The 13,276-nt window shown below is 66.9% G+C and carries 15 protein-coding genes and 1 pseudogene; 10 read left to right on the top strand and 6 right to left on the bottom strand.

Annotation, left to right across the window (positions count from 1 at the left end; translation table 11 throughout):
• From Q7T84_RS15405 to Q7T84_RS15450, 10 genes are all read left to right on the top strand, one after another.
• On the top strand, positions 1 to 184 hold a 184-nt coding region (locus tag Q7T84_RS15405; RefSeq protein ID WP_370653671.1), incomplete at its 5' end, for a PUA domain-containing protein.
• 71 nt (positions 185 to 255) lie between these two features.
• Positions 256 to 1,812: an aldehyde dehydrogenase family protein gene (locus Q7T84_RS15410; protein ID WP_304810546.1), complete on the top strand. Its 1,557-nt coding sequence runs from the start codon at positions 256 to 258 to the stop codon at positions 1,810 to 1,812.
• A 48-nt stretch (positions 1,813 to 1,860) separates the two neighbouring features.
• On the top strand, positions 1,861 to 2,487 hold the full coding sequence (locus Q7T84_RS15415; protein ID WP_370653672.1) for a nicotinate-nucleotide adenylyltransferase: 627 nt from the start codon (positions 1,861 to 1,863) through the stop codon (positions 2,485 to 2,487).
• A gap of 90 nt (positions 2,488 to 2,577) precedes the next feature.
• The gene (rsfS, locus tag Q7T84_RS15420; RefSeq protein WP_304810573.1) at positions 2,578 to 2,994 is read left to right on the top strand and encodes a ribosome silencing factor; all 417 of its coding nucleotides are present in this window, start codon (positions 2,578 to 2,580) and stop codon (positions 2,992 to 2,994) included.
• Complete coding sequence (gene rlmH, locus Q7T84_RS15425; protein ID WP_304810575.1) at positions 2,991 to 3,455, top strand: 23S rRNA (pseudouridine(1915)-N(3))-methyltransferase RlmH; 465 nt, start codon at positions 2,991 to 2,993, stop codon at positions 3,453 to 3,455. The genes rsfS and rlmH overlap by 4 nt, the downstream gene beginning before the upstream one ends.
• A gap of 31 nt (positions 3,456 to 3,486) precedes the next feature.
• On the top strand, positions 3,487 to 4,341 hold the full coding sequence (locus Q7T84_RS15430; protein WP_304810550.1) for a murein hydrolase activator EnvC: 855 nt from the start codon (positions 3,487 to 3,489) through the stop codon (positions 4,339 to 4,341).
• Positions 4,342 to 4,434: 93 nt separating this feature from the next.
• Positions 4,435 to 5,841 carry a S41 family peptidase gene (locus Q7T84_RS15435; protein ID WP_304810552.1) on the top strand — a complete coding sequence of 469 codons (1,407 nt, stop codon included), beginning with the start codon at positions 4,435 to 4,437 and terminating at the stop codon, positions 5,839 to 5,841.
• A gap of 127 nt (positions 5,842 to 5,968) precedes the next feature.
• Entirely contained in the window at positions 5,969 to 7,123 is a 1,155-nt protein-coding gene (locus tag Q7T84_RS15440; RefSeq protein ID WP_304810553.1) for a divergent polysaccharide deacetylase family protein, read from the top strand.
• A 10-nt stretch (positions 7,124 to 7,133) separates the two neighbouring features.
• Positions 7,134 to 7,625: an RNA pyrophosphohydrolase gene (locus Q7T84_RS15445; RefSeq protein ID WP_304810555.1), complete on the top strand. Its 492-nt coding sequence runs from the start codon at positions 7,134 to 7,136 to the stop codon at positions 7,623 to 7,625.
• A gap of 38 nt (positions 7,626 to 7,663) precedes the next feature.
• Entirely contained in the window at positions 7,664 to 8,425 is a 762-nt protein-coding gene (locus Q7T84_RS15450; protein ID WP_304810557.1) for an alpha/beta fold hydrolase, read from the top strand.
• A 220-nt stretch (positions 8,426 to 8,645) separates the two neighbouring features.
• Here Q7T84_RS15450 and sugE read toward each other — a convergent pair whose 3' ends face one another.
• From sugE to Q7T84_RS15480, 6 genes and pseudogenes are all read right to left on the bottom strand, one after another.
• Positions 8,646 to 8,969, bottom strand: coding sequence for a quaternary ammonium compound efflux SMR transporter SugE (gene sugE, locus Q7T84_RS15455; protein WP_304810559.1), 324 nt, complete (start codon positions 8,967 to 8,969; stop codon positions 8,646 to 8,648).
• A gap of 114 nt (positions 8,970 to 9,083) precedes the next feature.
• Positions 9,084 to 9,710 carry a hypothetical protein gene (locus Q7T84_RS15460; protein ID WP_304810564.1) on the bottom strand — a complete coding sequence of 209 codons (627 nt, stop codon included), beginning with the start codon at positions 9,708 to 9,710 and terminating at the stop codon, positions 9,084 to 9,086.
• A gap of 194 nt (positions 9,711 to 9,904) precedes the next feature.
• Positions 9,905 to 10,171, bottom strand: a complete 267-nt coding sequence (locus Q7T84_RS15465; RefSeq protein WP_304810566.1) for an ATP synthase F1 subunit epsilon — start codon at positions 10,169 to 10,171, stop codon at positions 9,905 to 9,907.
• 5 nt (positions 10,172 to 10,176) lie between these two features.
• A complete protein-coding gene (gene atpD, locus Q7T84_RS15470; protein ID WP_304810569.1) occupies positions 10,177 to 11,730 on the bottom strand; it encodes a F0F1 ATP synthase subunit beta in 1,554 nt (517 codons plus the stop codon).
• A gap of 18 nt (positions 11,731 to 11,748) precedes the next feature.
• Positions 11,749 to 12,618 carry a F0F1 ATP synthase subunit gamma gene (locus tag Q7T84_RS15475; RefSeq protein WP_304810571.1) on the bottom strand — a complete coding sequence of 290 codons (870 nt, stop codon included), beginning with the start codon at positions 12,616 to 12,618 and terminating at the stop codon, positions 11,749 to 11,751.
• 22 nt (positions 12,619 to 12,640) lie between these two features.
• Positions 12,641 to 13,276: pseudogene (locus Q7T84_RS15480) on the bottom strand (F0F1 ATP synthase subunit alpha); the annotation flags it as partial.

Below are 13,276 nucleotides of genomic sequence, written 5' to 3' on the forward strand. Positions count from 1 at the left end.
CGTCGTGGTCGCCGACGAGGCCGGCCGCGAGATCGGCCGCGGCATCGCCCGGTACGATTCGAGCGACGCCGAACGCATTCGCGGCTTGAAGTCCGACGCCATCGAGGCCGTTCTGGGCTTCACCTCCGGCCCGCTGATCCACGCCGACGACCTTGCCCTGAGCCCGGTGGCGGCCCCGGCCTGATCGGCGATTTGCGGGCGAGCCCGAAGGGGCTTACTAAACCTCAAACTGAGCATTAGGGCGCAATGGACGACGTGACGGCGAGAACGAAGGTTGAGGCGGGCGCCCGGACGGCGCGGCTGGAGACGCTTGTCGCCGGCATGCCGATCCCGTTCGGCGGCGACCGCGTCGCGGTGGTGTCCGACGCCCTGGCCTCCGCCTTCAAGTCCGGCGACCGCCTGGTGGTCGTGCAGGAAACCGGCGACCTGCTGCACATCCCAGCCTCGGTCCAGGCCATAGCCGCCGGCGCGGTCGGCCGCGCCCACGCCGCCTTCGACGGCCTGGCCAAGGTCTCCGACGCCGCCATCACCCAATTCTTTCAGGCCTTCGCCGCCAACTTGGCGAACGATGCGGTCTGGGGCGCGATCGCCCAGGCCAATGCGCAGGACGTCACCCGCGCCCAGGCCCGCGGCCGCTCCACCACCCGGCTGAGCGTCAATGACGCCATGCGCGCCGACATGATCGCCGGCCTACAGGTCTGGCGCGACGCCCCCGCCGCCCGCGGCCGAGTGATCGAGCGCGTCGATCATGCGGGATGGAGCGTTGAGCAAGTCGCCGCCCCGCTGGGCGTGGTGGGCTTCATCTTCGAGGGCCGCCCCAATGTCTTCGCCGACGCCACCGGCGTGCTGCGGACCGGCAACACCGTGGTGTTCCGCATCGGCTCGGACGCGCTCGGCACCGCCCGCGCCATCGTCGACCACGCTCTCGATCCCGCCCTCAAGGCCGCCGGCCTGCCCGAGGGCTCAGCCGCCCTGGTCGATAGTCCAGAGCACGCGGCCGGCTGGGCCATGTTCTCCGATCCGCGCCTGGCCCTGGCCGTGGCCCGAGGCTCTGGCCCGGCCGTCGCCCAGCTCGGCGCCATCGCCCGCCAGGCCGGCGCGCCGGTCAGCCTGCATGGCGCCGGCGGCGCCTGGATGGTGGCCGACGCCAGCGCCGACGCCGAGCGCTTCAAGGCCGCCGTCTATCACTCGCTGGATCGCAAGGTCTGCAACACGCTCAACGTCTGCGCCATCGTCCGCCAGCGCGCCGACGACCTGGTTCCCGCCTTCCTGGCGGCCCTGACCGCCGCCGGCGAGCGCCGCAGCGGCGTTAAGCTGCACGTCGTCGAGGGCTCCGAAGCCGTCCTGCCCCCTGCCTGGCGCGCCGCGCGCGTCACGGTCGGCCGCGCCGAGGGTCCCGTCGAGGAACCGCAGGTCGAGCTGCTGGCGCAATCTCAGCTCGGCCACGAATGGGAGTGGGAAGAGACGCCGGAGCTCACCTTGGTGTTGGTCGACACAGCCGCCGCGGCCGTGGCTCTCTTCAACCAATACAGCCCGCAGTTCGCCGCCAGCCTGATCGCCGAAGACCCGGCGGCGCACGAGGCGTTTTACGCGGCGATCAACGCGCCTTTCGTCGGCGACGGCTTCACCCGCTGGGTGGACGGCCAGTTCGCCCTGAACCGCCCCGAGCTAGGCCTTTCCAACTGGGAGCATGGCCGGCTGTTCGCACGCGCCGGCGTCCTGTCCGGCGACGGGGTCTTCACGGTGCGCGCCAAGGCGGCTCAGACCGATCTCGATCTCGACCGCAACCCCGGCACGGCCAAGCCGCTTTGAGCCCGCGAGGACCCTGTGTGGTTCGCCGGCGCGGCTAGGCGCCGACCCATGGCGGGCCGTCCGGCGGCCCTGCAACTCGGCTTCGATTTGCGGCCGGGCATGCGCGTGGGCCTCTATGGCGGCTCGTTCAACCCGGCCCATGAGGGTCACGCTCACGTCGCCGAGACCGCGCGCCGGCGTCTGGGCCTAGACCGGGTGATCTGGCTGGTCTCACCGCAGAATCCGCTGAAATCGTCCCGCGAGACCGCCAGCCTGGCCGTGCGCATGGAGGGTGTCCGCCGCGTGATCAGCGGCCGCAGCATGATCGTCAGCGACGCCGAGACCCGCTTTGGCTCTCAGTACACCATCGACACCCTGCGGGCGCTGAAGGCGCGGTTCCCGGGCGTTCATTTCGTCTGGATCATGGGCGCCGACAGCCTGGCGACCTTCCACCGCTGGCGCGGCTGGACCCAGATCATGGCCGAGGCGCCGGTGGCCGTCGTCTCGCGTCCGTGGATCTCGCAGAAGAGCCGGTACTCGCCGGCGGCGCGCCGGTTCGCCCATGCTCGCGTGCCGTCACACCAGGCCAGACTGCTCCCCGCCGCGGACCCGCCGCGTGGGGTTTTCCTGCCCGGACCGCTTAATTTTCAATCCTCTAGCGCATTGCGCGAGCGTATGCGACAAGGTGGGGCTTAGCCGCCTATTTGAGGACTTTGCGAGTTGGGCTGACCGAAGCGTCTTCCTATGCTATGTCTCCTCTAGCGAGGCAACAAAGGAGCGACCCCGCTGAGCCCTGACCCCGCGCCTAGTGCGCACGAAGAAGCCCCGTTTAAAGCGGCCTCTCCCGAAACCGAGGCGAAGATCGTCGCCCTCGGAGATCTCATCCTGGCGCGTCTCGACGACGACAAGGCCCAGGATGTCGTTTTCATCGACCTGAAAGGCAAGAGCGCCGTAGCTGACGGACTTATCGTCGCGTCGGGCCGCTCGCATCGTCACGTCGGCGCCCTGGCTGATCACCTGCTGCGCGCCCTCAAGGAAGCCGGATACGGCAAGGCCCGCGTTGAAGGTCTGCCGCACTGTGACTGGGTGCTGATCGATACGGGTGACATCATCATCCATCTGTTCCGCCCCGAAGTGCGCCAGTTCTACAACATCGAGAAGATCTGGTCGGTCGACGCGCCGCACCGGACGCAGGCCTCCTGAAGATAGCCATTCTGGCCGTCGGGCGGCTGCCACGCTCGCCCGAGGTCGATCTCGTCAAACTTTACGTGGATCGCGCGACCGCTGCTGGCCGCTCGCTGGGCCTTGGCCCGGTCGAGGTCATCGAGGTCGAGTCGAAGAAGCCGGGCAAGGCCCCGGAGGCCGAGGTGCTGCGTCCGCACCTCGAAGGCGCCTATGTCATCGCCTGCGACGAACATGGAACGGCGAGGGCTTCACGCGCCTTCGCCGCCGAGATCGCGCGCCTGCGCGACGACGGGGTGCGCAAGATGGTGTTCGTGATCGGAGGAGCCGACGGACTAGACCCGTCCGTGCTCTCCCAGGCCAAGGGCAAGCTCGCGTTCGGACCCCAGACCTGGCCACACGCCATGGCCCGCGCCATGCTTGCCGAGCAGGTCTATCGCGCCGTCACCATCTTGGCCGGCAGCCCCTATCACCGCGATTGAGGGCGATGGCCTCAAGGTCTATCCCAGAACGATGATGCTCCGCCGCGGCTTGGCCCTTCCGGTGACCTGCGCGCTCGCCCTCAGTCTGGGCGCGGCCGCGATGGCCTATGCGGCGGCCGACGACCGGCTGCAGCTGGAGCGGCTCAACGTCCGCGAAACGGTGCTGAACGCCGAGCAGGGCCGCAACCTGAACCGCATGGCGCGGCTGCTGACGGCCCTGGCGCAATTCCGGCGCGATCCTCCGCCCGCCCTACTCGTCAGCCCTCAGGACGCCACACAGGCCGTCCGCGCGGCCATCCTGGTCAAGGCCGTCACCCCCGAACTCCAGCGCCGGGCCAAGATCTACGCCAGCGAAGCCGTCGAGATCGCCCGTCAGCGCCGCCTGGCCGCCGTCGCCAGCGAAGCCCTGTTCACCAACGACTCCCAACTGGCCGAGCACCGCGAGCGCCTGGAAGCGACCCCGCCCGGCGCCGCGCCGTTGGAATTTGGCCCAATCACCCCGCCCGCGACCTTGCTGCTCCCCGCCAAGGGGCCGATCACCCACGGCTTTGGCGAGACTCTGACCGGGGGCGGAGAATCCACCGGGATCATCATCGCGGCCCCGAAGGGCGCCGAAGTCGCCGCGCCGGAGGCGGGGCTCGTCCAATATGTCGGCCCTGTTAAGGGCTGGGGGGTCATATTGATTTTGCGTCTGCCCGGTGGCTACCATCTGGTTCTGGCTGGCCTCGATCGAGCGACCGTCGGTATCGGACAATCGGTCGCGGCCGGATCGCCTGTCGGGTGGATGACGGATGGACGACAGTCCCCATCTGAACTCTATCTAGAAGTCCGCGAACGCGGCGTCCCCGTCGACCCGGCCAAGTGGCTGGGAAACAAGACGGAATAAATGCGAACCAATTCCGCCGGAATTGGTGTGGAACGTGGAATTTCGAACGCTGTGCGGCGCAGTTCCGCCGCAAGGGAGGCTTAAGGGCCTGATATGCGAAAGTATCTTCTGATCGGAGCGACGGCCTTTGTGCTCGGCGCTGGTTCCATGGCCTATGTGAGCCAGCAGGCCTACGCCTCCGCTCAGCCCAAGGCGAAGACCTACAAGATGCTGGAACTGTTCGGCGACGTGCTCGACACGGTCGAACGCCAGTACGTCACCGAGGTCGATGACAAAAAACTGATCGAAGCGGCCATCGACGGCATGCTGACCTCGCTCGACCCGCATTCCGGCTATCTGAACCCAGACAGCTTCGACGACATGCGCGATCAGACGCGCGGTGAATACGGCGGGCTGGGCCTTGAGGTCACCAGCGAAGAGGGCGTGGTCAAGGTGATTTCGCCCATGGACGACACCCCGGCCTTCAAGGCCGGCGTGAAGGCCGGCGACTTCATCACCGCGGTGAACGGCGAGAGCGTGCTTGGCCTGTCGGTCAGCGAAGCGGTCAAGCAGATGCGCGGCAAGCCCGGCGAGGCGGTCACCCTGACCATCGCGCGCGAGAAGACCGATCCCTTCGACGTGAAGATCGTCCGCGAGATCATCAAGACCAAGTCCGCCAGCGCCAAGATGCAGGGCGACTACGGCTACCTGCGCGTCTCGGCCTTCAACGAGAAGACCACGGAAGAGGCCCAGACGGCCCTGGCCGACCTGCGCGCCAAGAACCCGAAGATGAAGGGGCTGATCCTCGACCTGCGGAACAACCCCGGCGGCCTGCTCGATCAGGCGGTCGGCATTTCCGACATGTTCCTGGAAGGCGGCGAGGTCGTTTCCCAGCGCGGCCGCGATCCGCGCGACATCGAACGCTACAACGCCAAGCCGGGCGATGACGCCGCCGGTCTGCCGATGGTCGTGCTGGTCAATTCCGGTTCGGCCTCGGCCGCCGAGATCGTCGCCGGCGCCCTGCAGGACCGCAAGCGCGCCGAGGTCGTCGGTCTGACCACATTCGGCAAGGGCTCGGTGCAGACCGTGATTCCGCTGCGCGGCGGCATGGACGGCGCATTGAAGCTGACCACGGCCCGCTACTACACCCCCTCGGGACGCTCGATCCAGAAGACCGGCATCGAGCCGGACCTTGAGGTCGCCGAAACCGCCGAGCAGGCCCAGCGGATCGCCAACAAGGCCTTCCAGTTCTCGGAAGCCTCGTTCCGTAACGCGCTGAACGCCGAAGACGGCAAGGCCCGTCGCGGCGCCCACGTGCCCGCCGAAGCGCCGCCGGAAAGCTTCGACGCCAAGAAAGACTTCCAGCTCTCGCGGGCCGAGGACGTGCTGCGCTACGGATCGGTCGCCGCGACCCCGAAACTGCCCAAGCCCGCGCCGAAAATGGCCGCCGTCGTCGCACCGAAGGGTGCGGCCGCGGCAGCCGCGGTGTCGGCCGGCGGAAAGCCTAGTGAGAAAAAATAAACGACTCTCGGCGTCTAATCCTTCCAGGCCCCACGCCTGTTGGGAATAGACGCCGACGTTCTCTGTATAAGTCGTTTGTTAACCATATTCGCGGACGCTCCAGTGCTGGAACGTTCCGTGATCATCAATGTTTTCCAAAAAAAATCTGTCTCCCGCCATCGCCGCGCCGAGCTCCGGCTTCCGAGCCCCTGAGGCGTTGATGCGCGTGCTGTCGAACCCCTATGCCGGCGCCGGCGCCGCGGCGGGGCTGTTCGTGGTCACGTTGCTGATCGTGATCGCCCTGATCGGCGATCCGGCCGCCAGCTCTCCCGTGGTGCGGCTGTCCCTGGCCAAGATCAGCGCGGACGCCGCCCCCGAAGGCTGGCGCGAAGCCCTGGCCAACGGATCGACCAATCCGGCCGTGACCGAGGATATCTTCCGTCTGTCGGAGACGCCGATCGGCGCTGGAGACGCCATCGGCCAGGCGACCATCACCATGGCCGGCGGCCAGGCCTTCCACGCCGCCGATCCCCTGGCGCCCGCGCCGCTGGCCGGCTTCCACGTCCAGGGGCCCAGCGGCCCGCTACCGATCATCGCCGCCAACGGCAAGACCCCGGCCGAGGCCTATGCCCGCCCGTTCGTCTCCAACGGCCGGCCGAAAGTGGCCCTGGTCATCGGCGGCCTGGGCCTTAACGCCAGCGCCACCCGCCAGGCTATCGACACCCTGCCCCCGGAGATCACGCTGTCCTTCGTGCCCTATTCGGACGGCCTGCAAGGCTGGATCGATCTGGCCCGCGCCGCCGGCCACGAAGTGCTGCTGGAAACGCCGATGGAGCCCAACGACTATCCGGAAAACGATCCGGGTCCCTACACCCTGATGGCGAACGCTCCGGGTCCCGAGACGGTCAAGAAGCTGGAATGGGTGCTGTCGCGCGCCACCGGCTATTTCGGCGTGACCAATTATCTGGGATCGCGGTTCCTGACCTCCGACACCGGCATGAACGCCTTCGCCGGCGGCCTGCGCGGTCGGGGACTGGCCTTCGTCGACGACGGCCAGGCCGCGCGGCGCGGCGGCGGAGTGCCGCGGGCCTCGGCCCTGCGGATCATCGACGAGCAACTCTCCGATCAGGCCATCGACCAGCAACTGCTGGCGATCGAGGCTGGGGCCCTGCAGCATGGTCAGGCCCTGGGATCGGGTTTTGCCTACCCTGTGACGCTATCGCAGGTCGCTAAGTGGGCTGAATCGGTAGAATCTAGGGGTTATCAGCTGGCTCCGGCTTCCGCTTTGACCCAGCGTCGTTAAATGGAATGAGATGACCGACCTCACCGCCTATCGTCCGAATGTTGGAGTGGTGCTGTTCCACCCCGATGGCCGCGTATGGCTGGGACGGCGGTTCGGTACGACCGGCCCTCACAACTGGCAGTTCCCGCAAGGCGGGGTCGATAGCGGCGAAGACCTCTATCTGGCCGCCTGCCGCGAGCTCGCCGAAGAGACCGGGGTGAAGACCACCACCCTGCTCGGCCGCACCGACGGCTGGCTGGCCTATGACTTCCCGCCTGGCCACAACGGTTCGAAGATCGCCAAGGGCTGGAAGGGCCAGCGCCAAGTCTGGTTCGCCCTTCGCTTCGACGGCGACGAGAGTGAATTCGACCTCTCCGGCCAAGGCCATCCCGAGTTCGACGCCTGGCGCTGGGGCCGCCTGGACGAGGCGCCCGATCTGGTGGTGCCGTTCAAGAAGGCGATCTATGAGAAGGTTGTCGCCGCCTTCCACGACTTCGCGGGCCTGCGCGGCCGCGCGGCCTGACGCCGCCGACCGCCCCGCAAACTGACATCGAGGAACCCATGCTCGCGCCGATCGTCATGACGCACGGCGCCTTTTGCGGCGGCTGGGCCTTCGAGGACTTCCGCAAGCCGTTCGAGGCTGCCGGCCATACCGTGCTGGCGCCCGACCTGCGCGGCCATGGACTGGGCGACCGCGCCGACGCCGTGGTCGGGGTGTCGATGACCGACTACGCTCGCGACATCGCCGAGCTCTGCGCCGCGCAAAGCCAGCCCGCGATCCTGATGGGACACTCGCTGGGCGGCCTGGTGGCGGCCCTGGCGGCCCGCAAGACCCAGCTCCGAGCCGTGGTGCTGCTGGCCCCCTCCGCGCCCTGGGGCGTGGCCTCCTCGTCCATGGAGGAGGCGGTCACCGCGTTCGGCCTGCACATGCTCGGCCCCTTCTGGGCGCAGGGCGTAGCCCCTGACGCCAGCCTGATGCGCCACTACAGCCTCGATCGCATGTCGAAGCCCGCCCAGGAGGCCGCCGTCGCGCGGCTAAGGCCGGAAAGCGGCCGCGCCCTATGGGAGGCGCTGAACTGGTGGCTGGACCCGTTCATGACCACCAGCATCGGGGTCGGGCCGCTGGACGCGCCCTGCCTGGTGATGGCCGGCCAGCGCGATGTCGTCCACCCGCCCTCGACCGTCCGTCAGACCGCCACCCGGCTCGGCGCGACCTATCGCGAAATGCCCGGCATGAGCCACTGGCTGCTCGGCGAGCCCGGTTGGGAAGACGTCGCCGCCGCCACCCTGGAATGGCTCGCCGAGCAACAGGCTCCAGCTTAGCATCAAATCTCCTCTCCCCGCCGGGGAGAGGTCGGGTGAGGGGTCTTGGGGCTCAACGCCATAATGACCCGTCGCCAGCAGAGCAGGGTGCCGCTGCGCACCGCCCCCTCACCTAGCCTCTCCCGAGGGAGAGGAATGGGCACGACTTCGTCTCAGCGCCGTCTGCTCGGACTCCCACTGCCGATGCGCGGATCGTCGCTCATGTTGAGCGGCCAGGCCGCTACTCCGGGGCCGAAAAGAACTTGAGTCCGAGGATGCCGGCGACGATCAGCCCGACGCAGACCAGCCGCACGACAGTCGCAGGTTCCTTGAACAGGAAGATCCCAAGGATGACGGTTCCGACCGCGCCGATACCGGTCCAGACCGCATAGGCGGTGCCGAGCGGCAGGGACTTCACGGCGATTCCGAGCAACGCCATCGAGATCACCAGGCTGACGCCGGTGAACACCGTCGGCCAAAGCCGGGTGAAGCCATCGGTGTATTTGAGCCCGACGGCCCAGCCGATCTCGCATAGGCCCGCGATGAACAGGATGACCCAAGCCACGGCTCGCGCTCCTAGCGGTTGGGGTCGTCCCCGGGGGAATAGGCAAAGGCGCGGGGGTCGTCCCCCGCGCCTTGTTCTAGGTAGGCCGCCTTGAGGGCGGCGCCAAACCTGGCTTTAGAAGCTGCGTTCCGAATAGAGCACTTCGGCTTCGTCCCAAGCCTTGCCGACCGGCGAGCCGTCCGGCTTCTTCAACTGCAGGAACACCAGTCCGATCGACTCGTGATCGGTGAAGTATTCCCACGAATTGGTGATGCGCTTGAAGTCGGTGGCCGGCACGAAGTCGTTGCGCTGCTGCAGCAGCTCCGGCTTGTGCAGGAACGAGAAGATGTTCAGGCCGACGATGATCGGCTTTTCCTGATCGATGCCGTATTTCAGCGTCAGGCGGCAGACGTCCTTGTTGGACCCCTGCGGCCAGATGGTCAGGGTGTAGGGCTTGTCGACCAGGGTGCCGACATAGGTGCCTTCGCGCTTGTTCTTCTTGTAGCCCAGGCCGCCGGCGAGCTGATCGAAGTTGCCACCCTTCACGAGCGGCTTACAGACGCGATTGAGGACGTCGATGATCTGGCCTTCGGCGCCGGTCGTCGGCATCACGTAGGACTTTTCGTCCGCGGCGGGCGCGGCCGGCGCCGGCGCGGCCGCAGGCGCCTGAACGGCGGCGGGGGCCGGTTCGGCTACGGGTTGGGCATGGGCCGCCGTGGCGAAGCCGGCGAGAGCGATCAGACTGACGATGGCGGTGCGCATTTGGCGGATTCCCCTAAACTTGTCGTCGCGCATAACACTCGAAAGTGGGTGTGCCTCGCAAGTGTCTAGCGAGGCAATAAGACCGCTCCGAGGCGAATGCCCGGTCTACGCCCTGGGATCAGACCGCAAACCTGGGCCTAAAACGACACACGCCCGACACCTGAGAGGTGCCGGGCGTGGCCGATAATAGATCCCTAGGCCGCGACCTCGCTCGCCTTTTCGGCGAGGATGGTCAGGCCGTCAGGCGTGACGTCGGCGAAACCGCCTTCGATCGCGAAGACCGTCGTGACGCCGCCATTGAACACCGTCACGCGGCCTTCCTTGAGCGTCGTCATGAACGGCGCGTGGTCGGCCAGGACGCCGAAGTCGCCCTCGGCGCCCGGTGCATCGACCTGGTCGACCGCTCCGGAGAACAGTTCGCGCTCAGGCGAGACGAGGGAGAAGTGAAGCTTCCCGGCCATGCTGCTTAGGCTTCCGAAGCCAGTTGTTCAGCCTTGGCCACAGCGTCTTCAATGGTGCCGACGTTGTAGAAGGCCGCTTCCGGCAGGTGGTCGAACTCGCCTTCAACAACCGCCTTGAACGAGCGGATGGTGTCTTCGAGGCTCACGAACACGCCAGGCATGTTGGTGAACTGCTCGGCCACGTGGAAGGGCTGGCTGAGGAACTTCTGGATCTTCCGGGCGCGGGCCACGGTCAGCTTGTCCTCTTCCGACAGCTCGTCCATGCCCAGGATGGCGATGATGTCCTTCAGGGCCTTATAGGCCTGCAGGGTTTCCTGAACGCGGCGCGCGACGGCGTAGTGTTCTTCGCCGATCACCAGCGGGTCCATGATCCGCGAGGTGGAGTCCAGCGGGTCAACGGCCGGGAAGATGGCTTGGGCGGCGATGTCGCGCGAAAGCACGGTGGTCGCGTCCAAGTGGGCGAAGGAGGCGGCAGGCGCCGGGTCGGTCAAGTCATCGGCGGGAACGTAGATGGCCTGGACCGAGGTGATCGAGCCCTTCGACGTCGAGGTGATGCGCTCTTGCAGGTTGCCCATCTCGGTGGCGAGCGTCGGCTGATAGCCCACGGCCGACGGGATACGGCCCAACAGAGCCGACACTTCGGAGCCGGCTTGGGTGAAGCGGAAGATGTTGTCGATGAAGAGGAGCACGTCCTTGCCCTCTTGGTCGCGGAAGTACTCGGCCTGGGCCAGACCGGTCAGGGCCACGCGGGCGCGGGCGCCGGGAGGCTCGTTCATCTGACCGTAGACCAGGGTGCATCGGCTCTCGCCGCCGCCGCCGGCCTGGTTCACGTTCGACTCGATCATCTCGTGATAGAGGTCGTTGCCTTCGCGGGTCCGCTCACCAACGCCGGCCAGCACGGAGTAGCCACCGTAAGCCTTGGCGATGTTGTTGATCAGTTCCTGCATGGTCACGGTCTTGCCGACGCCGGCGCCGCCGAACAGGCCGATCTTGCCGCCCTTGGTGTAGGGGCAGAGCAGGTCGACGACCTTAATGCCGGTCACGAGGATTTCGGCCGACGTCGATTGCTCGGCGAAGGACGGGGCCTCGCGGTGGATCGGAGCGTAGAAGTCGGTGACGATCGGGCCAGCTTCGTCGATCGGATCGCCGATGACGTTCATGATGCGGCCGAGCGTGGCCGGGCCGACCGGAACGGTGATCGCACGGCCGGTGTCGGTCACCGGAGCGCCGCGGGTCAGACCCTCGGTGGTGTCCATCGCGATCGTGCGGACAGTGTTTTGGCCGAGGTGCTGAGCCACTTCCAGCACCAGACGGAAGGGCTCGCCCGTCCGCTGGTCGAAGTTGGTGGTTTCCAGCGCGTTCATGATCGCCGGCAGCTGGCCTTCGAACACGACGTCGACGACGGCGCCGATGATCTGCGAGATGCGGCCGGTGGCGGCGCTCGGCGCGGCGGACTTCTTGGCGGCAGCCGGAGCCTTCGGCGCGGCGGCAGCCTTCGGCGCAGCGGTCGCCTTCGGAGCAGCGGGCTTCTTGGCGGGAGCCTTAGGGGTCGTAACCATGGTTCAGACTCTTTCGGTTTAGAGCGCTTCGGCGCCGGAGATGATCTCGATCAGCTCCTTGGTGATCTGCGCCTGGCGTGTACGGTTCTTGAGCAGGTTCAGGGCGGCGATCATGTCGCCCGCGTTGCGTGTGGCGTTGTCCATCGCCGCCATCTGGGCGGCGTAGAACCCGGCCTGGTTCTCGAGCATCGCCGACATCACCTGGATCGTCAGGTTTTGCGGCAGCAGGGTTTCGAGGATTTGCTCCTCGTCCGGCTCGTATTCGTAGGCCGCGCCCTTCAGATCGATGGTGGCGGCGCCGCTTTCGATCTGGGCTGGGATCAGCTGTCGCACGGTCGGGATCTGGGTGACCACCGACTGGAACTGGCTGTAGACGAGGGTGACCACGTCGATCTCGCCGGCGTCGAACAACTCGTTGATCTTGTCGGCAACCGGCTGAGCGGTCGCCAGCGAAGGAACGCCGGCTTCATGGGCCGCCACGAAGCGGTCGCCATACTGGCGGCGCAACAGGTCGCGAGCCTTCTTGCCGAGCGCGATGATCTTCACATCCTTGCCCTCGGCGAGCAGGGTGCGGATGCGTTCGCGAGCCGCGCGCAGGATGGCGGTGTTGAAACCGCCCGCCAGGCCGCGATCCGACGTCGCAACGACGATCAGGTGCTTTTGATCACGCCCGGTGCCGACCAGCAGCTTAGGCGCGCCGTCACCGGACACACCCGCCGCTAGGTTGGCGATCACCGCGGCCATGCGCTGAGCGTATGGCCGGGCGTTCTGCGCCGAGCTCTGGGCGCGCCGCAACTTGGCGGCGGCGACCATCTGCATCGCTTTCGTGATCTTCTGCGTGGATTCCACGCTTTTGATCCGATCGCGCATCTCTTTGACGCTGGCCATCTCCTAATGCTCCAGCGCGCGCTTAGGCGAAGCTCTTGACGAAAGCTTCCAGCGCTTCCTTGAGCTTGGTCTCCGTGTCAGCCTTCAGCTCCTTTTGGGTGCGGATGGTGTCCAGGAGGTCCTGATGCTTGGAGTGCAGCCGGGCCAGGAGTTCGGTTTCGAACCGGCCGACTTGAGCGGTCGGGATGGTGTCGAGGTAGCCACGGGTGCCGGCGTAGATCACCGCGACTTGCTCTTCGACGAGCAGCGGCGAGTACTGGGGCTGCTTCAGCAGCTCGGTCAGGCGCTCACCGCGCGCCAGCTGGCGCTGGGTGGTGACGTCGAGGTCCGAGCCGAACTTGGCGAAGGCGGCCAGTTCCCGATACTGGGCGAGTTCGCCCTTAATCGGACCCGAAGCTTGCTTCATCGCCTTGATCTGGGCCGAGGAGCCCACGCGGCTCACGGAGATACCGACGTTCACGGCCGGGCGGATGCCCTGGAAGAACAGGTCGGTTTCCAGGAAGATCTGGCCGTCGGTGATCGAGATCACGTTGGTCGGGATGTAGGCCGACACGTCGTTGGCCTGGGTTTCGATGATCGGCAGAGCCGTCAGCGAGCCCGAACCGTTATCTTCGTTCAGCTTCGCGGCGCGTTCCAGCAGACGGCTATGCAGATAGAA

Source organism: Phenylobacterium sp. (assembly GCF_030654915.1).
Lineage (GTDB): Bacteria > Pseudomonadota > Alphaproteobacteria > Caulobacterales > Caulobacteraceae > Phenylobacterium.